Genomic DNA, 22,357 nt, shown 5'->3' on the forward strand with positions numbered 1-22,357 from the left:
CTTTTGAGGAAAAAAAAGGCCGGCTCTGAATATAATGCGTTATAAATATTATCTTTGCGGTTCGAATCAGGAAAACTCAAACTACTTATGATACCTAAAGTGATTCATTTATGCTGGTTCAGCGATGACCCGTTTCCGGTGGAGATAAAACTCTGTCTGAACACTTGGAAACAGTTGCTGCCCGATTTCCGGGTGAGGCGTTGGACGTATCAGGAAGCCAAAGCTATCGGTTGCCGATTCATAGACGAGGCATTGGAGGCCAAGAAGTGGGCATTTGCTGCCGATGCCGTACGTTTTTATGCCGTGTATAGCGAAGGCGGTATCTATATGGATAGCGACATCTTTATCAAGAAGCGTTTCGACCACCTTATACCCGAACGCGGATTTGTCACCACTTTCGAGAATGAGAACACGCAGTTGCAGGCGGCTTTCTTCATGGGAGAGAAAGGAAACCTGTTCTGCAAGGAAATGTTCGAGTACTATGAATCAACCCCTTTTCTGAATGCCGACGGCAGCTACAACACCATTATATCACCGGTGGTGATGTTCGACATGGCGAGCAAGAAAGGCTGCCTTCCCGAAGACAGGGAGCAGCATCCGACTGATGACATCACCATATACCCCTCGCATTACGTGATTCCCCGTCACAAATACCCCTCCACACCCGATACGTTTGCAGAGCATCGCATCTACGGGAGTTGGAGGAAGCGGAAGTTCGGACGTAAACTGGAACTCTTCGTCAAGCACGTCTGGCTTACTGTACGTTTCAGCCTTTTGAAGCGGTAGTTCGCCAAAGCGCAAGGGCGGCGGCAACGGTGTCGTCCATGTCGGCATAGGTGTATTGCGCCAGCCGGCCGCCGAACAACACGCGGCTTTGCTGCCGTGCCAATGCCTGATATTGCCCGAAGATGCGCATGTTCCGTTCGTCGTTTATGGGGTAGTAAGGTTCCTTGCCCGGTTCAAAAGAGTCGGGGTACTCGTAGGTGATGACGGTGAACGGTTGCGTGCCGTACTCAAAGTGCTTATGCTCGATGAGACGCGTGTATGGCACTTCGCGTTCGCAGTAGTTCACCACGGCGTTGCCCTGATGGTTGTCCGTATCGTCCGGCCGCTTGTGCTCGAAGCGCAGGCTGCGGTATTCCAAGCGTCCGAAACAATAATCGAAATACTCGTCGATGCACCCCGTGTAGAGAATCTTGCCGGCCATCCGGTCCAGTTCCTGACGTTGTTCAAAGTAGTTGGTGCTTGTACGCACTTCTATCCCTTCCAGCAGCGCATCCGTCAGTTTGTTGTATCCTCCTATGGGAATGCCCTGATAAGGGTCGTCGAAGTAATTATTGTCGAACGTGAAACGGAACGGGATGCGCTTGATGATGAATGCCGGAAGTTCGGTGGCGGAGCGTCCCCACTGTTTTTCCGTGTATCCTTTGATGAGGCGGAGGTAGATGTCTTTTCCGCAAAGTTTCAAGGCTTGTTCTTCGAGGTTGCGGGGCGTTTCGATGTGGGCATACGCCGCACGTTGCTCTTCGAGCTTGGCTTTGGCCTCTTGGGGAGTGCGCACGCCCCACAGCCGGTAGAACGTGTTCATGTTGAAAGGCAGGTTGTACAGCTTGCCGTCGAAAAGGGCGAGGGGAGAGTTGGTGTAGCGGTTGAACTTTACCAGCCGGTTGACGTACTCCCACACTTCGGCCCGGTCAGTATGGAAGATGTGGGCGCCGTATGTATGCACATGAATGCCGTCGATATCTTCGCAGTAGATGTTTCCGCCGGTGTGCGGACGCTTGTCTATCACCAGACAGCGTTTCCCGGCCGCTTTGGCCTCGTGTGCAAAGACGCTGCCGAACAGGCCTGCCCCCACGATGAGGTAATCGTATTGTTTCTTTGTTTCCATTCCCTTTAGTTCAATGCGTTGAAAGCCTCGTCGAGTGCCTGCTTTATGAAGTAGCCTTCGCCCAGCTGTCTGCCCATCTTCAGGGCGTTCTCTTTCATTATGCCATATTCTTCTTCGGTCAGTGCTTCCAGAGCATTGTCGATGTCGGCCAGCGAGTCTATGGCTATGCCTATGCGGTGTTCCGACACGAACGGCGCCATGGCGGCTTGGCTCCATACGATGACGGGAAGTCCGCTCCGCAGGTAGAACGATGTCTTGTGCGGATTGTTTATCCGCAGGTATTCCCCCCAGTTGCCCGAACATTCGTCTATGGAGTCGCCGTCCCACACCAGCCCGAAGTCGGCTTCTATCCGGTTTACAAACTCTTCGGAGCTCAGGAAACCGTGATAGGCGATGTGCCGCCAGTCTTTGGCGTAAGCTTCTTCAAATCCTTTGCCGTAGATGTCCAGAGTCCAGTTGCGGATGTGAGGGTCGAGTTTGTACAGAAATTCGTTTCTCCATCGTCCCAGTCCGCCGGCATAGACCACCGACCGGGGATGGTGGGGCGTGGCGTATCGGGCGGGTTCGGCCTGCGACAGGTAATCGAAGATGCCGAGGCAATGCAGGGGCGACAAGCAACCGTGCCGAAGCAGGTGCTCTTTCATCTTCTCGTTGTGCACGATGAGAAAATCCGTGCGCGACAAGCGGATGTTCTCTTGCTCCGGTGTCAGCTTATGGCGGCGGAAAGCCCCTAAATCGTGGATGACGGTTACCACTTTCGCTCCTTTCAGGTGTGCGAAGACGCAAGCCGTTTTGTAGAATTTCTTCATGGGGTATTGCAGGAACAGGATGTCTCCGCGTTTCATCTTCGTGAGGATGCGTGCCACCCCGCACACTTTGGCCGTGAAACGGGCCATCATGCCGTTCTGCTTCCTTGTCGGCGTCAGGTTTCGGAATCCCATTCCTTCTACGATGTCGTCAATGTCGTTTTTGGCCTTGTTGGCCGACTGTATGGCTATAAAGTAATTCATAGGCGTCTGTTGCTGTGCTTTTCAAAAAAAAGAAAGCAGCATGGTTGTTAAGAAGAACAAAGCTAAGCAAACTTTCTTGCATATCCAATTCGCGGCCCGATTAATTTTGCCCTTACCTGTTTCGACTTGAATCATCAAGGACGGTTCAGCCGCTTTTCCGCCGATTATGCCCTTAACGACCTCGTCCGTCTTTCTGCCGGTTTTGCTTGGTTTGGCGGCGATGAGGGTATGTTTGGTCTGTACAAGCGCAACTCGGAAGTGTGGGTCAAGGCAAAATACAGCTTTTAGCAGTGTTTTGTTTCGTGCATTTTTGCTCGATTGACGTGGAAAAAACATGACAATAGACAGTTTGTGTGTGCCTTTCAGAAGAAGAGTGTGTATTGGCTTGATTTTCAGTGGATAATACTCTTCTTTTCTCTTTTCTTCGAGATGGCGTATGTTCGGCACCGAGGAACACGTCGTTCCACACCGAGGAACACCCTCTTCCTCACCGAGGAACGAGGCTTTCGGCACCGAGATACGATTTGCACCTGTCGTATCTATGTATAATATTTTACAAATGAGCGTTCCGGCGGAAGATGCCTATATGGGAAAACTCAATTTCAGAAAAAAAGAGCCATATCATTACTCAAGAAATAGAGTGTGATAGGGCTCTTTATTATTTATCTGTTACAACCCGTAACTTTTCTAATGACTTATATTAGACGCATCCTCATTCAGCTTTATGTCCTTTAGCTTTAGAGAGTAATAAATTGTCACTGCTCCATTAATAGGCCAAATAACATCCGTGTACAGGTGCTGGGCTGTGCCGCTAAAGACAATCCGCCGATTTTTGTACACCTTGTACTCGTCCTTCATGTTCTCTATCATGAGTACATCTGTTACCTCATCTCCTTGCTCAATTTCCGCATAGATAACCCACTTTTCTAATTCGTTGTCATACTCCATGCTTCCTTTGAACGCGCTCAGTTCGATGGGCTTTTGCGGTTTCTCCGGATAAATCCGTCTTGTGGTAGGTTCTTCTTTGCTACAACCGAGGCAGAGCGTCAGGCAAAAGAGGATGCTGAAAGGAATAAAATGTTTCATAATGGTAAGGTTTTAAGTATAACATAAATCGCTGTTTAAAATTCTAACTGAAGTGCTACTCAATAATCACTCTTCGTTCTTGAGTGTAGGTGTTGTCAGAAACGACAATGCGATACTCTCCCGAAGTCCATGTACGTGTATCTATCTTCATTTCGTAGGTTTTCTCTTTCTTGGTGTCAGAAAAGAGTTTTACGCCTCGACCCGTATATACTTCAACTTTACTTATTGAAAGATTGCGGTTTGTCACTTCCGTTTTCTGCGTTACTTCAGGTTTCACCACTCGTATTGTGATTTCCCCTCTACTGTCATTAAAAGAGATATTGTAATAAGGAACGATTATCTCACAAGGAATTGTGAAGAAATTGGCGGAGGTTCCGCAATTGTTTTCTGTTCTGATTTTCAGCCAACCATCGGTACAATCGCCTACCCTTAAATTAAACGTGGGGTTTCCCTGCAAATAGCGATGTGCGGAAGTTACCATTTTAAAAGTGAAATAATTCGATGTGTTGTTGGTAGAAGAGTTATTACTTGCTTTGTCAGTATATTCTAACCTTAGCGTAAAGTCGTCCGAAACGTAAATAGGATTACCGTGATTCATATTCGTAGTCATTCCGGATTGTCCGTTTACAAACCAATACAAATTTCCTATGTAGGGCGATGGGGGACCGCTTGTGGCAAAGGTTGTCAGAGAAGTTGTTCCTGCCGGAGAAGTCAGCTCAGCCTCGATTGTATGGTATTGGGAATTCATACCGTTGGAGTTCAGTGTGAGAGTCGGCCCGTTATATGTATTTGTCGAGTTCGATAAAGGCTGGTCATCCATTACTGAAGAGGGGAAGAAGGTTTTCACTGTCCAAGAAACGCTTTCATTCGGAGATAGTGCGGAAATGGAATAGGAGGCATTGCTGCAAAACATTTTCGGTCCTTCTATTTTCTTGTGATGTATCACTTGCCGGAGAATGCTGCTCTGGTTAATGGATGCATGCATCCGTTGTATCTGTAAGGGAGTGAAATTAGTGCGGCATGGCTTATGGGAATATGACATCATGTTTGTAGGGTCTGGGTTGTAGCTGTCCCCATTTGCATCCACGCTTGTTCCTATGTATTCGCAAAAATATGGATGCCACTTTTGCGGATCGGCTGGGGTGTCGGCTATATAGTCACCGGCCGTAGTCGCATTGCTTCCGTTGACCAACTCTTTTATTCCGGGTTCTTCATCCCATGTCCCATGATGTGTATGATACAAGCCTAAGCAATGTCCTACCTCATGTGGCAGGGTAGAACCTTCGTGGTATCGTGATCTGATAATGCATGCGGAGGAAGGAATGTTCTTGGCTTGTCCTATGAATTTGTCTGAATTTTCTTCTGAACTAATAATATAAATGTCTATAGCATCTGGGTGAGGATTGGTATTGAAGATATTGGCTAACTCTGCCATTGTTCCGAGCGTGTTGTTATGCGCGTCAGAGTCAATATATTCATCGCCGGATAAACAGAAACTGATATTAGATCCGGAATAGTAGTTGTTTAAGGAACTTATCACTCCCGGTGAAACGGTAGTTTTATTAAGTCCATTTCCGGCGGAGCTTCTTATGACATGCACATAAACGTTCAGAAGATAGTTGCCACTTCCTATGGCACGTGATTGCGGTTCAAAGAACCATGCGGGAGGGGGAGGGGCGGGCGTTCCACACTTTGCGCGTGTTTTTATATCCTTTAGCTTTAGAGAGTAATACTTTGTGTATCCTCTTGCTCCATTATCCGGCAAATTAATATCCGTGTACAAGTGCTGGGCTGTGCCGCTAAAGACAATCCGCTGATTTTCGTACACCTTGTACTCGTCCTTCATGTTCTCTATCATGAGTATATTTGTTACTTCATCTCCGGGTTCAACTCTCGCATAGATAACCCACTTTTCTAATTCGTTGTGATACTTGATACTTCCTTCGAACGCGCTCAGTTCGATAGGCTTTTGCGGTTTCTCCGGATAAATCCGTCTTGTGGTGGGTTCTTCTTTGCTGCAACCGAGGCAGAGCGTCAGGCAAAAGAGGATGCTGAAAGGAATAAAATGTTTCATAGCGGTAAAGTTTTTAAAGGTTTGTATTAAAGAACGTGGCTCGAACAGCTTTGCGCAGTGTAATGGACAGAAGCCGACAAAAGATATTATTACAAAATAGCAGATTAAATATTAGAAAAACAAATGTTTAGCCAAGTTTCTATAATTAATTTTGCCCATCTTGTTTTGCCGGGGCTTTGCAGAGGCATGCCTGCTTGCCGGTTGAGGGCGGGTGTGTGCCCGTAAGGACAGGAGCAAGTCTATGTCTTGACAAACACCGGACTTTGAGCCGACAGGCGCAAGTGTTTGTCGTGTCAGGCAAAAGCCTTTGTCGCGTCACACACAAGCCTCTGACGGATGCCGGGAAAGCTGCTGATTATGAGGCGGTAAGGATGATCGTCTACCGAAAAAGGCTATTCCCCGGCATATCGCCCCAGATAGTCGAATTGTATCATGCGGTCGGAGATTTCGTATGCCTCTTGCGCATAGGCTGCTTCCTGCGGCGTGACGCTTTCTCCCTCCACCTTCAGTTGGGGACTGACGGCGAACCCTTTCTTCGAGGGGTCGAAGATGCTTTGCCCCAGTCCGCTCCAGCAGTAATCGTCGAGGCGGAGCAGGTTCAGCAGCGTGGGATACATGTCTATCTGCCCCATCACCTTGTCGTAGCGCATGCCTATGGGCGAGTTCACCACGATGAAGGGTGTAAACGTCTTGTCGGACACGACACCCTTGCCGCCGGGGGCGTTGCACAACTCCTCGCGGTGCGAGGCCAGCCCCTCGTGGTCGCCGGTGATGACGATGAGGGTTTCGGCGTATTGCGGCAGCGTCTTCAGGTATTCCACAAACCGTCCTATGGCCTTGTCCGTGTAGCGTGCGGTGGTCATGTAGTCGTTCATCTTCTGCGGGATGGCCGGGGAGAAACGCACCTCTTTCAGCTCTTCGGGCAGTTTGAAGGGGGCGTGTCCCGAATAGGTGACAAGCTGCATGTACACGTTTTCGCCCTGCTTCCATATCTCGCCGTTCTCTATCTTGCGGCGGCACTGTGCCAGAAAAGCGCCGTCGCCCGTGCGCTTGTGCGTGCCGAAGGCTTCCTCCAGCTTGAAGTCGTGATAGGCTATGATGGTGTCCGTGCCGAAGCTGTAAGCAATGACGCCCTGATTCCATGTGGACACCTTGTCGATGGTGAGGAGGTAGTTGCGCGAGGCTTTCTTTTGGTGCATGGCTTTCTGCAAGGTGTGGTAGGTATGGTCGGGGTAGAGGCTGCTGTACGTGCCGCTGTTGATGGGCAGCAGTCCGGCACAGAGCATCAGCTGCGCGTCGATGGAGCGGCCTCCTTTCACCTGCGTCAGCACACGGGGAGCGTACAGGGTGGTGGAGTCCTTTATCAGCCTGTTGAGGCAGGGCGTGATTTCCTGCCCTTCCACTTCCGTCTCCAATACCCAGCTTTCGAGCGACTCGGCAAGGATGACGATGCAGTTGTTTCGTGTGCCGATGGAGTCGGGCAGGGCACGGTGCACGGGCTTCCGGCTCAACCACGCCTCTATCTGCTGCCGTGTTTCGGGGGTGAGCGTCTGCTTGCGGCTCATCAGGTCGTGGCACATATCTCCGAACACGGTGTACATGGAGGTGGTGCTTGCGCACATGTAGGCGTCTTGGCGGACGGCTTTATAGGCCGCGCCGAAACCGCCCTTCAGCAAGGTGGTTGTGGCGAAGAGCACGATGGCGATGCCTGAAAGCACTGCGTAGCGGCGGTACGACGTGCGCTCACGCATCTGCCTGCGGCGCAGTGCGGGCGGAATGCAGGCAAGGGTGGAGAGGGGGAAAAAGGCGTCGTACCAACGGAAAGAGTCGTACACGCTTCCGGTGAAGTCGGCCAGATTGCCCGACAGGGCATAGCTGCTCAAGGGGATGGCCGTGTAGTAGGTGCGGAAATACATCAGGTTGGCCACCAGCAGCATGTCCATCAGCAGCATGACGGCTATTTGCGTCTTCCACAGCCGGAAGAAACGGTAGGGCACGAGCAACAGCAGCGTGGCGATGACTTTCGTGGCGTAGAACTCCACGGTGGAGAACGAAGCGAACGTGGTGGGTATGCTCCAGATGAAGTCGAACAGCAGGAACTTGAAGAACAGGGCGGTGCCGAACCAAAGTACCATCCGGTCGATGTTGGCGGGGCAACGCGTGAAGCGTGGTCTTGTCATACGAAATAAGAGTTTAAGCGTTGGTTTGTGCAGGCATTTTTCCCGTCACGGCGCAAAGGTAAATAAAAAGGAGAGAAAGCTTGGCGGCTTTTCCGGAAAAAGTGGACTTGGCGTACTAAAGGCGTTGCCTTTGTCCCGTATTTCCGTTTATTGTCGTATATTTGTCCCTGCAATCCACTAACAATTAGCAATGAAGGAATTTCTGCAACTGATGCGGCGTTTCGTGACGCCTTATAAGAAGTATATCGGCCGGGCCATCGTGCTCAATGTATTGTCTGCCATTTTCAACGTTTTTTCGTTCACCTTGTTGATTCCCATTCTGAACATCCTCTTCAAGACGGGAGATAATGCGCAGGCCTACCGCTTCATGGAGTGGGGCGCCGGAAGCCTGAAAGAGGTGGCGGTGAACAACTTCTACTACTACGTCACCCGTCTCATCGAGGTCTACGGGCCGTCTACCACGTTGCTCTTCCTGGGGCTCTTCCTCGCCTTCATGACGATGCTGAAGACCTCCTGCTACTTCGGCTCTTCGGCCGTGATGATTCCGTTGCGCACAGGCGTGGTGCGCGACATCCGCGTGATGGTCTACTCCAAAGTGATGCATCTGCCGCTGGGCTTTTTTTCCGAAGAGAGAAAGGGCGACATCATCGCCCGAATGAGCGGCGACGTGGGCGAGATAGAGAATTCCATCACCAGCTCGCTGGATATGCTGCTCAAGAACCCCATCCTGATTATACTTTATTTTTCCACGCTGATTGTCACCAGTTGGCAGTTGACGCTGTTCACCATCTTGGTGCTGCCCGGCATGGGCTGGCTCATGGGCAAGGTGGGCAAGAAACTGAAACGCAAGTCGCTCGAAGCGCAGGGAAAGTGGAGCGACACCATGTCGCAACTGGAAGAGACGCTGGGCGGGCTGCGCATCATCAAGGCATTCATTGCCGAAGACAAGATGGTGGACCGCTTCAGGCAGTGCAGTGACGAACTGCGCGACGCAACCAACAGGGTGGCCACTCGTCAGGCACTGGCGCACCCCATGAGCGAGTTCCTCGGCACACTGCTCATCGTGCTGGTGCTGTGGTTCGGCGGCCTGCTCATTCTGGGCGAGGGCACTTCGATGGAGGCTTCCACGTTCATCTTCTATATGGTGATTCTATACAGCATCATCAACCCGTTGAAGGACTTTGCAAAGGCGGGCTATAACATCCCGAAGGGACTCGCCTCGATGGAGCGTGTGGACAAGATATTGAATGCCGAAAATCCCATCAAGGAACCCGCCCATCCCGTTGCCCTGACCGGTATGGAGCGGCAAATCGAGTTCAGGGATCTGTCGTTCAGCTACGACGGAAAGCGTGAAGTGCTGAAGCACATCGACCTCACCGTGGCCAAAGGACAGACCATCGCCTTGGTGGGGCAGTCGGGTTCGGGAAAGTCGACGCTGGTAGACCTGTTGCCGCGCTACCACGATGTGCATCAGGGTGAAATCCTTATAGACGGCGTGAACATCAAGAACTTCCGCATCCACGATCTGCGCGCTTTGATAGGCAACGTGAACCAGGAGGCCATCCTCTTCAACGATACGTTCTTCAACAACATCGCTTTCGGGGTGGAGAACGCCACGCCGGAGCAGGTGATGGAAGCGGCCAAGATTGCCAATGCCCACGACTTCATCATGGAAACCGAACTGGGCTACCAAACCAATATCGGCGACCGTGGAGGCAAACTCTCGGGCGGCCAGCGCCAGCGCATCAGCATTGCCCGTGCCATCCTTAAGAACCCGCCCATCCTCATCCTCGACGAGGCCACCTCCGCTCTTGATACCGAGAGCGAACGCCTTGTGCAGGAGGCTTTGGAGCGTCTGATGAAGACACGCACCACCATTGCCATTGCCCACCGCCTCTCCACCATCAAGAATGCGGATGAAATATGCGTGCTCTACGAAGGCGAAATAGTGGAGCGCGGCAAGCACGAAGAGCTGCTGGCAAAGAACGGCTACTACAAGCGGCTGAACGACATGCAGTCGCTGGGATGATGGCTAATCGCTCAACGCTATCTCACCCATCGTCACTTTTGCCTTGCGGCCGTTGGGCGAAGTGGCTTCGAGCTTGACGTACCGGGCTTCCACGGCTTTGCCGAAGACCACGGTCTGCGGTTGCGGGTTGTGCATGATGTTGCTGAACTCGCCATGCGTGCGTACTTCCGTCCAGTGCTCGCCGTCGTTGCTCACCAAGAAGCGGAACTTATAGGCCATGTCGGGGGTGGCTTCGCCGTTGGCAGGGGCATAGGTGAAGCTTTTCAGCAGGCAGGTTTTTCCCAAATCGACCGTAAGCGGAGCCTCTGAGAGTTGCTTCCAGCCGTCGCGTTTCATTGCGTCAGGCTCTTTCGCCTTAGATGCCTCTTTCACGGGCCCGGCAAAATAAGCCCCCACTTTGGCTATGTTGGCTTTCAGGCGCGATGCCATCAGTGTGACGCGCAAGGCTTTCGCCTCTATGGCGGGGAAACGGAGCAGGCGTTTGTAGCCCACGGTTGTGCCTTGCGCCACTTCCGTCCAGCCTTCGGATGTAAGGGCTTCTACCTTGAAGGCCTCCACACGTTGCCCCCGACGGATGTCTTCTTGCAGCATCACGACGTTTATCCTTGCCTTCGTTTTCAGTTTGTACACGCGGCTTTCGCCCTCGGCAGGTTGCCACGGTGCGCTGCCTTTGCGCACGTAGTCGGTGGCGAATGTTGCTGCGATGTAATCGGCCAGTTCCTTGATGCGTGCGGCATCGTTTTCATGAATCCGTCCGCGACGGTCGGGCGGAATGTTGAGCAGAAGCACGGAATTGTAGCCCACCGATTTGAAGTAAATATCCACGAGGTGGGCGAGCGGCTTCACCTTGTCGTCTTCCGCCGTATGGTAGAACCATCCCGGACGGATGGACACGTCTACCTCCGAAGGATACCAGAAGAGCCTGTCCACCTTTTGCAACATGTCGCGGCTGCCCAAGTCTTTCGACATGTTGTTGATGCCGAGCTGTGCAAGAGTTTTTTCCGAGTCGGTTGCCGTAGATGGGGGAAGTACCGTGGAGCTCCACTCCGTTTCGCGTCCCACGCCTGCCTCGTTGCCCACCCAGCGGATGTCGTCACCCATGATGGCGGCCACGGCTTTGGGTTGCAGCGTGTTGATTACTTTCATGTAGGCTTCCCAGTCGTACTCTTGTTTTTTGCCGTTGGGGCCTTCGGCGCAAGCTCCGTCGAACCACACCTCGTGCACCTCGCCGTAGTTGGTGAGGAGCTCGGTCAGTTGGCGGATGAAGAACTCGTTATAGCGTGGCGAATCGCCGTAGCATGGAGCGTTCCTGTCCCACGGCGAAAGGTAGACGCCGAACTTCATGCCGTACTTGTCGCATGCCGCGCGCAGTTCCTTCACCACGTCGCCCTTGCCCCCTTTCCACGGCGAGGAGGCTACGGAATGGGCAGTGGTGGCGGTGGGCCACAGGCAGAAGCCGTCGTGATGCTTGGCGGTGATGATGGCCATCTTGAATCCTCCCTCCTTCAGGCTCTTCACCCATTGTTCGGCATCGAAACCGGTGGGATTGAACAGGGCGGGGTCTTCTTTCCCGTCGCCCCATTCGCGGTTGGTAAAGGTGTTGATGCCGAAATGCAGAAAGGCCGTGAGCTCCAGCTTCTGCCACTCGTATTGTTGCGTAGTGGGCACAAGCCGGGCTGCCATTTCCACTTTTTGTTCCATTGGGGCATTTTGCGGAAACTCCACCTGCTTCACATGGTAATGTTCTTTTTCTTGGGCTGCCGCCTGCAACAGGCATAGGTGCAGGCAGGCAAGGAGTAGTGTTTTTTTCATCAGGGATAGTGTTTTTAAGAGCCGGGCGATGGCGTTTCAAAAGAGCCTTCGCCCAAGCTTGGGATTATACATAAATGTCGCATGTCAAGGCAACGGCTGTTTCGCCGCTTCGGGCAGTGTCACTTTGAAGAACCTGCTGGGACGGTGCTCCTTCCGTATGATGCTTACCAGCTGTTCCACTACGTCAGGATACGAGGCGGCGACGTCATGGTCTTCGTGTATGTCTTCAGTCAGATTGTAAAGGTGGGGCACTCCTTTCTTCACTACCATCTTCCAGTCTTCACGGCGCACGGCTATCTGGTCGGTTTCGTGAAACTCCCAATACAGATGATCGTGACGTTGCTGGCGAAGGCTGTCGCCCGTCATGGCTGCGGCAAACGAGATGCCGTCGAAGCAGTCGTCCGCCAGTTGTTTGTTCAGATATTTTTTGGGAAAACGGCGGTCGCCCGTCAGTTCGCAGAAAGTGGGCATCACATCGTAGAAAGCCAGTTGATGACTGCTTGTTGTCCCCGCCGGAACACGTCCGGGCCACCGCACGATGAAAGGCACGCGGATGCCCCCTTCGTGACACTCGCGCTTCAGTCCGCGCAATTTCCCGTCGCGTCCGAAAAAAGCAGGGTCGGCTCCTCCCTCTTCGTGAGGGCCGTTGTCGCTGCTGAATACCACCAGTGTGTTCTCGTCCAGCCCCTTCTCTTTCAGCTTTTGCAGAATCTCGCCCACATAAGCGTCCAACCTTGTAATCATGGCAGCAAACTGTGCATGTGTATGGACGGACGGATTGTAGCGCGAGCCTTCGCTTCCGCCCCATGTGCGGTCGTGAAAGAACTGCTTGCGGTAGGCCTGCAACAGCGAATCGTCAGGCTGTGCCAGTTCGGCATGCGGAAGCGTATAGGTCAGCAGTCCGAAGAAGGGTTGCCGGCCGTCTTGCCTGTCGATCCATTCCAATGCCTTGCGGTGAATCAAATCGGCAGAATATTGTGTGCGCAGTTCATAGCCTTTGCCATACATGGGGTGTTTGATGTTCTCTTCCATCACGACACGCACCACGCCCGTGTCGCCCTGCGTACGGCTGTAACGGTTGAGGAAGTTGGGGTAGTAAAGATGGGCTTGGAACTGGCATATATATCCGAAGAACTCGTCCACGCCGCGCTTGTCGGGTGTGGAGGCGGAACCTTCGTAGCCTCCCGCCCATTTTCCGAAAAGTCCGGTGGTATAGCCGTTGTTCTTCATCACTTCGGGCAGGATGATGTGTCCGGGGGCGTAGGGATGCTGCCCCACCATGCTGTAATCTTCGTTGTCGCCATACATGATGAGGGATGCGTCCTTCCAATACTCCTTATTGCCCCGTACTTCGGTATGTCCTGTGTGTTGTCCGGTCATGAGCGATGCGCGCGACGGCGCACTGACGGGGCTGCCCGCATAGGCCTGCGTGAAGCGCATTCCTTCCGAGGCCATCCGGTCGATGTGCGGAGTCCGGATATAGCGTTGCCCGTAGCAACCCAAGTCGCCGTAGCCCATGTCGTCGCACAAAATAAAAAGGATATTGGGCTTTTCCGCCTGCCGGGCGTTGACGCCGGTTGCCGCAAGCGCCATACATCCCCATAAAAAGGTTTTCCGGTTGTTCATGGTTTCTTAATGATTGTGATATGCAAAAATAGAAAAAGAAAACCGGACTTCATCTATGCCTGTCGGAAAAAAACAGAGTCCGTAACACCGGCAGATGCAATATTGTCGCGAAGATGAGAAGTAAACGGGATGCCGTCCGAAAGATGATGAGACCTGCCTGAAAACATTCGCCGCCAACGGGAGAAAACTCTATCTTAGCGCTTGCGTTATATATCTTGCGCCTTGCGATATATATCTTAGCGCCTGCGATATACATCGCAAGCGCTAAGATAGAACTCCCCTCCTAATCTCTTCCTGTTTCAGACAAGGCAAAGAGAGGTTTTATCCGCTGATGAAAACTCTTTCTTGCACGGACGAAACCCATATCCAAAGCCTTATATCGAATATCGAATGCGTTGGCGAGAAAGATAAAGAACCTGAGTGTGAACTCTGCCTGAGTTCGGGATAAGAAGCAGGTCGACAGCCTCACACGGAGGCTTGTGCTCCAAAGTCGAATCCCATTGCTTATCAGATATTTAATATTGATTTGTCAGACACTTGCCTCTGACGGCTCAAGCACCTGTGTCTGTCACGTCAGAGACTTGTGTCTGCCGGCTCGGACACTTGCCTCTGTCACGACAAAGGCTTGCAGCTGTCAGACAGGGCGGGGGCGGCCGGCCTGAAAGGCTCTCTTCTCTTCTGCCCAATCACCGTAAACCGGTGCATCCGGGAAATATCCGCCCGACAGGGTGAAGCCCCGCATCTTTAGCAAAGTAATCACTTATTCCGAACTCAGGTGAGGTATATGCCGGAAGAAACGGAAAGGGGTATCTTTGAGAGCCGTTGCCTGTTCCGTCATTTCCTTCCGAAGTCGGCGGGTACTTCGCCCCATTGTTTGGTTTCCCATTTCAGGATGGGGGTGGTGTAGGTGTTTTCGCGCAGCCATTTCTCGGCACGTTCTATCAACTCGAAGAGGGCTTCGCTCCGGGCGTTGCGCGGCAGTTTCGTCTTGCATTTCTTCTGCTTCACCCAGCTGATGGCATTCACACTGTCGCTGTAGATGGGCATGTCCATTCCTTTCCGTTTCAGGAGGGCGAGGCCGTGTACGATGGCAAGGAATTCGCCGATGTTGTTTGTGCCATACATGGGGCCGAAGTGGAACACCTGCCGGCGGCTGCCCACGTGCACTCCCCTGTACTCCATGGCGCCGGGATTTCCGCTGCAAGCGGCGTCTACGGCAAGGCTGTCCGCCACGACGGCTGCCGGAAGGGGGGTGTCCTGCGGCTTTCGGGCGGCCGCACGGGTGGGCGATCCCCCTCGCCCGATGTATTGGTAGGGCGAAGAGGCAAAGGCTTTTTCGGCTTCTTCACGCGTGTCGAACGATTTGAATTTCGCCCCTTCGTAGCCTTTGGTTTGCAGTTGGCAGTCGGTCCAGGAGCTGTAAATGCCCGGCGTGACACCCGACCATACAACGTAAAATTTCTCTTTCTTCATAACTGAGGACAAAGGTAAAGAAGAAAATCCGAACAAAATCCCTCTTCAGGTTGTTTCTTTCTCGCGCACTGATGAATTTACACCGTGTCCAAAGCCTGCAAGGATGAACATGGAACATGCAGAATAGAAAGTATTGGCAGGCGGGGTGGGTAAACTCGGAACAGGCTCTGAAAAAGGATAATTCAAATATAAACAAAGAAAGGAAAAGAAAAATGGGAAGAACATTTGCCGAAGCCATGAAGCACCGCCGTACGTATTATTCCATCGGCAGCGGTTCGCCGGTATCGGACAGCGAGATAGAACGCGTGGTTCGCGAAGCCCTGAAGCACGTGCCGTCGGCTTTCAACTCGCAGTCGGCGAGAGTGGTATTGCTGTTGGGCGATGGGCATAAGAAGTTGTGGAACATCGTGAAGAGCACGTTGAAGGAACTCGTCTCTGCCGAAGACTTTGGCAAGACGGAAGCCAAAATAGACGGCTGTTTTGCCGCCGGACACGGTACGGTGCTCTATTTTGAAGACACTTCTGTGGTAAAGAAATTGCAGGAAGCGTTCCCTTCTTACAAGGATAACTTCCCCATCTGGTCGCACCATACTTCTGCCATGCATCAGTTTGCCGTTTGGACGATGCTCGAAGACCTCGGTCTGGGTGCCTCTCTGCAACATTACAACCCGTTGATTGACGAGGAAGTGCGCCGCACCTGGAATCTGCCCGAAGAGTGGCAGCTTGTGGCTCAGATGCCTTTCGGCACACCTACGGGCGAGCCGGGCGAGAAGAGCTTTGAAGACATGGACAAGCGTTTCAAGGTGTTCCGTTCTTGATCGCACTCTTCCGGCGGATTGGCCGGGAAGATGAAAGAACGGTTTGCGGAGAGGCTTTTTCCGGACGCGCACAACGCAGATGGTATGGTTCTTTGGTTTAGAGAACCGTGCCACCTGCGTTTTTTTCATCCGGGTGTTGATGGCTAAGGGCTTGCGCAGAGGTGTTCCGTATGCAGGTGGCACGGCTTCTGCCGGTCGGAGCGTCCCCTCGCTGCACGAGTCCGTAGGTGGCTGTTCGGGGTTTTGACAGACACAAGCCTCTGTCACGACAAACACAAGTCCTTGTGAAAACAGACACTTGTGTCCGTCAATCTTCCTTCACCGTGGGCTGGGAGATTAAATAAATTGTTTACCTTTGCGCGCATAAGGGAAGCAGATATGATACGTATTTTCTTGACCGGCTACATGGGGGCCGGAAAAACTACTTTAGGAAAGGCCTTTGCCCGCGAAATGCATGTGCCGTTCATCGACTTGGACTGGTACATTGAAGAGCGTTTCCACAAATCCGTCCGCGAACTGTTTGCCGGTCGTGGAGAAGATGCTTTCCGTCAGCTGGAGCGGAACATGCTGCACGAGGTGGGAGAGTTTGAAGACGTCGTCATCTCCACCGGCGGCGGCACGCCCTGCTTCTTCGACAACATGGACTACATGAATGCCTGCGGGCAGACGGTGTTTCTCGATGTGCATCCCGACATCCTGTTCCGCCGCCTCCGGGTGGCCACGCAGCAACGCCCCATTCTGCAAGGCAAGACGGACGAAGAACTGCGTGCCTTTATTCTGGAGGCACTGGAGAAGCGTGCCCCCTTTTACTCGCAGGCCCAATACCTGTTCGATGCCGGCCGTCTGGAAAGCCGCAGGCAGATATCCGATTCTGTCCAACGGCTGCGCAACCTCCTGAAACTTTAATTCCCTGTAAATGTGCATTTCTCGGCTGAAAAGGCTGAAGATATTGGATTAATGTGTATTTTTGTCCCCAATAGCAAATAGTAAAATGTCAAATAGTAAACATATTGGTGAAGTAGATGAGAAAATGGCGTATTGAAGATTCAGAAGAGCTGTACAATATAACAGGTTGGGGCACTTCGTACTTTGGTATCAATGACAAAGGTCATGTAGTGGTGACACCGCGCAAAGACGGCGTAGCCGTCGATTTGAAAGAACTGGTGGACGAGTTGCAGCTACGCGACGTGGCGGCGCCCGTGCTGGTTCGTTTTCCCGACATTCTGGACAACCGCATCGAGAAGGTGTCCTGCTGTTTCAAGCAGGCCGCCGATGAATATGGGTATAAAGGCGAGAACTTTATTATCTATCCCATTAAGGTGAACCAGATGCGTCCCGTCGTGGAAGAGATGATTACGCACGGCAAGAAGTTCAATCTGGGATTGGAAGCAGGTTCCAAACCGGAGCTGCATGCCGTAATCGGTGTCAATACCGACCCCGGCTCGTTGGTTGTCTGCAACGGATATAAGGACGAGAGTTTCATCGAAATGGCACTGCTGGCGCAGAAGATGGGCAAACGCATCTTTCTTGTAGTGGAGAAGCTCAACGAACTGAATCTTATCGCCAAGATGGCGAAGCAGCTCAAAGTGAGACCTAACATCGGTATTCGCATTAAGTTGGCCTCCAGCGGAAGCGGCAAGTGGGAAGAAAGCGGAGGCGATGCCAGCAAGTTCGGCCTTACCTCAAGCGAGTTGCTCGAAGCGCTCGACTTTCTGGAGAAGAAAGAAATGAAAGACTGCCTGAAGCTGATACACTTCCACATCGGCAGTCAGATAACCAAGATACGCCGCATCAAGAATGCCTTGCGCGAGGCTTCGCAATTCTTTGTGCAGCTCAACAAATCGGGCTTCAACATCGAGTTTGTGGATACCGGCGGAGGCATGGGGGTGGACTACGACGGCACACGCTCGTCTAACAGCGAAAGCTCCGTCAACTATTCCATTCAGGAGTACGTCAACGACGTGGTGTCCACCTTTGTCGACGCTGCCGACAAACACGGCTTTCCGCATCCCAACATCATCACCGAAACCGGCCGCAGCCTCACCGCTCACCACTCCGTGCTTATCTTCGAAGTGCTGGAGACGGCCTCCCTGCCCGAAATGGACGATGATTGGGAACCGGGTGAAGATGCCCACGAACTGGTGAAGGAACTGTATCACATCTGGGACAACCTGAGCCAGCGCAGTATGCTCGAACCTTGGCACGATGCGCAACAGATTCGCGAAGAGGCCCTCGACCTCTTCAGCCACGGCATTGTCGACCTGAACACGCGTGCGCAGATAGAAAAGCTCTATTGGAGCATCTGCCGCGAAATCAACACCATTGCCGGAAACATGAAGCACGTGCCCGAAGAGTTTCGCAAACTCAACAAGCTGCTTGCCGACAAATACTTCTGCAACTTCTCACTGTTCCAATCATTGCCCGACTCTTGGGCCATCGACCAGATGTTCCCCATCATGCCCATCCAACGGCTGGACGAACGTCCCGACCGCGAAGCCACCTTGCAGGACATGACTTGCGATTCGGACGGTAAGATTGCCAACTTCGTCACTTCGCGTTCCGATACCACCACGCTGCCTTTGCACTCGCTCCGCGACAAGGAAAACTACTATCTGGCCGTGTTCCTCGTAGGAGCCTATCAGGAGATTCTGGGCGATATGCACAACCTCTTCGGCGATACGAACGCCGTACACGTGTCTGTCAACTCCAAGGGCTACACCATCGACCAGCTGATTGACGGCGAAACCGTGGCCGAAGTGCTGGACTACGTGCAATATAACCCCAAGAAACTGGTGCGCACACTGGAAACGTGGGTTACGCAGTCCGTCAAGGAAGGCCGCATCTCGGTAGAGGAGGGCAAGGAATTCTTGTCCAACTACCGCTCCGGACTATACGGATACACGTATTTGGAATAGAACGGTTAGCGTATGGTGGTTAGCGGTTAGTTGGGCGGGGTGTATCTGCAAAGCGAACCAGCCTCCAAAGAATACCTTCACTTACCAATCCTAACCCCTAATCGTTAATCGCTGATGCATACGGTTTTTTTCTTCAAGAAACCGGAGTGTATACACCTTAATTATATATGAGAACTGATTATCCGCATCGTGTCTGCGACTGTCTGCCGGAAGCCGGCACAAGGACATCTTGCGGATAATCGAATTATATGGAAGCAATGAAAGAGAAACTGACTGTTATCAAGGTAGGCGGCAAAATAGTGGAGGAGGAAGCCACCCTCCGTAAGTTGTTGGATGATTTTGCGGCTATCGGGGGGCATAAGCTATTGGTGCACGGAGGCGGACGTTCGGCCACCAAGCTGGCTGAAAGTCTGGGTATCGAAAGCCGTATGGTGAACGGCCGCCGCATCACCGATGCCGAAACCCTGAAAGTAGTGACGATGGTGTATGGCGGATTGGTGAACAAGAATATCGTGGCCGGTTTGCAGGCACGTGGCGTCAACGCATTGGGACTCACGGGAGCCGACATGGATGCCATCCGTTCCGTGAAGCGACCGGTGAAAGAGGTGGACTACGGCTTTGTGGGCGATGTGAAGCAAGTCAACGCCGTTTTGCTGGCCGACCTTATTTGCAAAGGCATCATCCCGGTGATGGCTCCGCTGACGCACGACGGCGAAGGCAACATGCTGAACACGAATGCCGACACCATTGCCGGAGAAATCGCCAAAGCCCTTGCTTCGCTGTTCGATGTCACCTTAGTGTTCTGCTTTGAAAAGAAAGGCGTGCTCCGCAATGAGAACGATGATGACAGCGTGATTCCACACATAACTCCCGACGAGTTCAAACAATATGTGGCCGAGGGAGTGATTCAAGGCGGCATGATTCCGAAGCTCGAAAATGCTTTCGAGGCAATTACCTCCGGGGTTTCCGAAGTAATCATCACTTCGGTTGCGGCTATCGGAGAAGAGGGAGGGACGAGGATGGTGCGTTAATGTACTTTCTTTTGGGCAAGCAAAAGAAAAAGTACATCAGAAGCAAAAAAAAATAGTATTTGCCTGTAACTTTCTGGATACTTAACCGTCAACTTATTAGAGATGCAAGAACTCAGCTTTCGTAATGATATTCTTCCGCTGAAAGACAAACTCTTCCGGCTGGCTCTGCGAATCACGTTCGATAGGGCAGAAGCAGAGGATATTGTGCAAGAAACGCTGATAAGGGTTTGGAACAAGCGTGATGAATGGGCGCAGTTCGGTTCGGTCGAGGCTTACTGCCTGACAGTGGCAAAGAATCTGGCGATAGACCGGAGCGAGCGAAAGGATGCCCACACCGTGGAATTCACCCCTGACATGGAGCAGCTCGCCGATGCATCGAACCCTTACGACAAGCTGGTGAATAAAGAACGGATGGCATTGATACACCGGTTGATGAACGAGCTTCCCGAAAAACAACGGCTGATTATGCAGCTCAGGGATGTCGAAGGCAAGAGTTATAAAGAAATAGCGGTTGTCCTGAACTTGACCGAGGAGCAGGTAAAAGTGAACCTCTTCAGGGCACGGCAAAAAGTAAAACAAAAGTTTATAGATACAGAAGGTTATGGACTCTAAATATATAGAACAACTCTTGAAGCGCTACTGGCAGTGCGAAACCTCCCTCGAAGAGGAAGCGCAACTGCGCGCTTTCTTCAGCGGAAGCGATGTTCCCGCACATCTGCTTCGATATAAAGAATTGTTCGTATACGAGCAACTTCAGCAGGAGGTGCACTTGGGCGAAGATTTCGATGCGCGGGTATTGGCCGAAATAGAAGTCCCGGTAGTCAAAGCAAAGCGTTTGACGCTGGCGGCACGCTTCATACCCTTGTTCAAGGCTGCTGCGGTAGTGGCGGCGATTCTTTCACTGGGCAATGTGATGCAACATTCATTCTTTTCCGATGTGAAGGAAGTGGCCTCGGCTGATACCATAGGTAAACAGATTTCCGCTCCCTCGGTGGCTCTTTCCGGAGAGACGACCGTTGCTAAGGAAAGTCAGGTGATAGACAGCCTGCGCCTTGTGGATAAGGAGAAGGAAATCAAAGAGTAGATATTTTTCTTTGCAATTATAAAATAATATTTTCATTTGCTTTAAACATAATATAGTTAGTGTGCTTTATTAAAACAAGTTGAGGCTGTGAAGTTTCAATTCTCTCAAAACATTTATAGTAACTAACTAAGATAGACGGGATACCGCGAGATGCGGTGTCCCTTTTATGTTTTCATGCACTTCCTCTCCATTGGGATGAAAAAACAAAAGGCTTCCTCACGGAAACCTTTTGCCATTCTCCATATTAGATGCTGTTTCTTAATATTATAGGTAATTTAAGAGAGATTTTTGTTTAGAAGCCTGTTCCTTTTAAGAGAATGTGTCGCAGAAAAGCCACCTGCACTGCTATTATCAGGCGCTGATTTCATGACCGTTATCCTCTTAATCAAAGCTTGTACAATCCTTTTTTCGGGTAGTCCAATTCCGGATTGCCTTTATAGCCTACGCTTCCACTGCCACTGGTGCGCACTTTCAGGAAGTCGGTGGCATGGCATTTGATGCTGCCCGAACCGGTTACATTGGCGGAAACCCTCTTGGCAACAAAATCGGATGCGAATAAGTCACCCGAACCAGTCACGCTGTATGCGGCCTCCGGGGTGCTTCCGTTCAGAATGACGGTGCCCGAACCTGCTACGGATACGCCGGCCGATACAGCCGTCACATTGTTCAGTTTCATGTCGCCTGAGCCGGCAATGGAGGTTTTGAGGTTATTGCAAGTGATGTTGCTGCTGTTGATGTCGCCCGAACCGGCGATGGAGATGCTGAGGTCTGTGCAGGAAATGTTATCTCCGCTGATGTTGCCCGAACCTGCCACGGAGATTTTGAGTTCATCTGTTTTCAGTCCGTTGGCCAGCTCCACATCTCCCGAACCTGCCACGGCAATTCCGTTCAATTTCTCTGCTGAAACGCTAATCTCCAGCTTGCCGTAGGTTACGCTTACATTCTTCTTAAAACCGATGTGAAGTGTATTGTCCTTCACGTGGATGTCCAGCAGGTCTATGATGTTGTCCGAAGTGTACACTTTCACTTCCGGTTTGCCGGCTTTTTGCGTATAGCTGACGTCCGGACTGCCGGCTACGCTCAATCTGATGAAGTTGTCCGTTTTGATGACTTTCGTCACATAGTTCTTGCTGGCCTTTATAGTTTTCCCTTTAAAGAAACCTCTCGAATAGTAACTGTGCTGTTGCGAACAGGCGGTGGTGGAGAAAGCCAAGAAAGCGATTGTAATGATTGTTGTTAAGCTCTTCATTTTCGTTCTTTTTTTGATTTGGTATTCGTCTTTATTTGTTAGACGCAGTACTTTTCGTAAAAGTTGCATGCAGATGCGC

At 51.8% G+C, this 22,357-nt stretch carries 18 protein-coding genes and 1 pseudogene; 10 read left to right on the forward strand and 9 right to left on the reverse strand.

Annotation, left to right across the window (positions count from 1 at the left end; all coding sequences use genetic code 11):
- Window positions 1–87: 87 nt before the first annotated feature.
- Entirely contained in the window at window positions 88–786 is a 699-nt protein-coding gene (locus C4H11_RS08685) for a glycosyltransferase family 32 protein (protein ID WP_106041306.1), read from the forward strand.
- On the opposite strand, the gene glf is transcribed toward C4H11_RS08685, so the two are convergent.
- Both glf and C4H11_RS08695 read right to left on the reverse strand, forming a co-directional pair.
- Window positions 767–1,891, reverse strand: coding sequence for a UDP-galactopyranose mutase (glf, locus tag C4H11_RS08690; protein ID WP_106041307.1), 1,125 nt, complete (start codon window positions 1,889–1,891; stop codon window positions 767–769). The genes C4H11_RS08685 and glf overlap by 20 nt on opposite strands.
- 5 nt (window positions 1,892–1,896) lie before the next feature.
- Complete coding sequence (locus tag C4H11_RS08695) at window positions 1,897–2,901, reverse strand: galactofuranosyltransferase (RefSeq protein WP_106041308.1); 1,005 nt, start codon at window positions 2,899–2,901, stop codon at window positions 1,897–1,899.
- Window positions 2,902–3,015: 114 nt separating this feature from the next.
- On the opposite strand from C4H11_RS08695, the pseudogene C4H11_RS14705 reads away from it, so the two are divergent.
- Window positions 3,016–3,189: pseudogene (locus tag C4H11_RS14705) on the forward strand (DUF1302 family protein); the annotation flags it as partial.
- 399 nt (window positions 3,190–3,588) lie between these two features.
- Here C4H11_RS14705 and C4H11_RS08705 read toward each other — a convergent pair.
- From C4H11_RS08705 to C4H11_RS08715, 3 genes are all read right to left on the reverse strand, one after another.
- Window positions 3,589–3,987 carry a hypothetical protein gene (locus C4H11_RS08705; protein WP_106041309.1) on the reverse strand — a complete coding sequence of 133 codons (399 nt, stop codon included), beginning with the start codon at window positions 3,985–3,987 and terminating at the stop codon, window positions 3,589–3,591.
- A 55-nt stretch (window positions 3,988–4,042) separates the two neighbouring features.
- Window positions 4,043–6,061, reverse strand: coding sequence for a M43 family zinc metalloprotease (locus C4H11_RS08710; RefSeq protein ID WP_106041310.1), 2,019 nt, complete (start codon window positions 6,059–6,061; stop codon window positions 4,043–4,045).
- A 392-nt stretch (window positions 6,062–6,453) separates the two neighbouring features.
- Window positions 6,454–8,241 (reverse strand): LTA synthase family protein, encoded by a 1,788-nt coding sequence (locus tag C4H11_RS08715; RefSeq protein ID WP_106041311.1) that lies wholly within the window; start codon window positions 8,239–8,241, stop codon window positions 6,454–6,456.
- A gap of 190 nt (window positions 8,242–8,431) precedes the next feature.
- On the opposite strand from C4H11_RS08715, the gene C4H11_RS08720 reads away from it, so the two are divergent.
- Entirely contained in the window at window positions 8,432–10,270 is a 1,839-nt protein-coding gene (locus C4H11_RS08720) for an ABC transporter ATP-binding protein (RefSeq protein WP_106041312.1), read from the forward strand.
- 3 nt (window positions 10,271–10,273) lie between these two features.
- Here the strand turns inward: C4H11_RS08720 and C4H11_RS08725 are convergent, their stop codons facing one another.
- From C4H11_RS08725 to C4H11_RS08740, 3 genes are all read right to left on the reverse strand, one after another.
- On the reverse strand, window positions 10,274–12,082 hold the full coding sequence (locus C4H11_RS08725) for an alpha-L-fucosidase (RefSeq protein WP_106041313.1): 1,809 nt from the start codon (window positions 12,080–12,082) through the stop codon (window positions 10,274–10,276).
- A gap of 84 nt (window positions 12,083–12,166) precedes the next feature.
- On the reverse strand, window positions 12,167–13,708 hold the full coding sequence (locus C4H11_RS08730) for an arylsulfatase (protein WP_106041314.1): 1,542 nt from the start codon (window positions 13,706–13,708) through the stop codon (window positions 12,167–12,169).
- 834 nt (window positions 13,709–14,542) lie between these two features.
- A complete protein-coding gene (locus tag C4H11_RS08740; RefSeq protein ID WP_106043275.1) occupies window positions 14,543–15,181 on the reverse strand; it encodes a ribonuclease H1 domain-containing protein in 639 nt (212 codons plus the stop codon).
- 212 nt (window positions 15,182–15,393) lie between these two features.
- Here C4H11_RS08740 and C4H11_RS08745 point away from each other — a divergent pair, with 212 nt between their 5' ends.
- The 7 genes from C4H11_RS08745 (at window position 15,394) to C4H11_RS08770 (ending at window position 21,029) form a co-directional block, all read left to right on the forward strand.
- On the forward strand, window positions 15,394–15,999 hold the full coding sequence (locus C4H11_RS08745; RefSeq protein WP_106043277.1) for a nitroreductase family protein: 606 nt from the start codon (window positions 15,394–15,396) through the stop codon (window positions 15,997–15,999).
- Between the two features lie 79 nt (window positions 16,000–16,078).
- The gene (locus C4H11_RS14175) at window positions 16,079–16,246 is read left to right on the forward strand and encodes a hypothetical protein (protein ID WP_164996522.1); all 168 of its coding nucleotides are present in this window, start codon (window positions 16,079–16,081) and stop codon (window positions 16,244–16,246) included.
- Window positions 16,247–16,377: 131 nt separating this feature from the next.
- Window positions 16,378–16,905 carry a shikimate kinase gene (locus C4H11_RS08750; RefSeq protein ID WP_106041316.1) on the forward strand — a complete coding sequence of 176 codons (528 nt, stop codon included), beginning with the start codon at window positions 16,378–16,380 and terminating at the stop codon, window positions 16,903–16,905.
- 116 nt (window positions 16,906–17,021) lie between these two features.
- The gene (gene speA, locus C4H11_RS08755) at window positions 17,022–18,914 is read left to right on the forward strand and encodes a biosynthetic arginine decarboxylase (protein ID WP_106041317.1); all 1,893 of its coding nucleotides are present in this window, start codon (window positions 17,022–17,024) and stop codon (window positions 18,912–18,914) included.
- A gap of 257 nt (window positions 18,915–19,171) precedes the next feature.
- Window positions 19,172–19,945 (forward strand): acetylglutamate kinase, encoded by a 774-nt coding sequence (argB, locus tag C4H11_RS08760; RefSeq protein WP_106041318.1) that lies wholly within the window; start codon window positions 19,172–19,174, stop codon window positions 19,943–19,945.
- A 102-nt stretch (window positions 19,946–20,047) separates the two neighbouring features.
- Entirely contained in the window at window positions 20,048–20,557 is a 510-nt protein-coding gene (locus C4H11_RS08765; protein ID WP_106041319.1) for an RNA polymerase sigma factor, read from the forward strand.
- Window positions 20,547–21,029, forward strand: coding sequence for a hypothetical protein (locus C4H11_RS08770; RefSeq protein ID WP_106041320.1), 483 nt, complete (start codon window positions 20,547–20,549; stop codon window positions 21,027–21,029). Before C4H11_RS08765 ends, C4H11_RS08770 begins: the two co-directional genes overlap by 11 nt.
- 385 nt (window positions 21,030–21,414) lie before the next feature.
- Here C4H11_RS08770 and C4H11_RS08775 read toward each other — a convergent pair whose 3' ends face one another.
- Window positions 21,415–22,278, reverse strand: coding sequence for a head GIN domain-containing protein (locus tag C4H11_RS08775; RefSeq protein ID WP_106041321.1), 864 nt, complete (start codon window positions 22,276–22,278; stop codon window positions 21,415–21,417).
- Window positions 22,279–22,357: the final 79 nt, after the last annotated feature.

The organism is Bacteroides zoogleoformans, assembly GCF_002998435.1.
Classification (GTDB): domain Bacteria; phylum Bacteroidota; class Bacteroidia; order Bacteroidales; family Bacteroidaceae; genus Bacteroides; species Bacteroides zoogleoformans.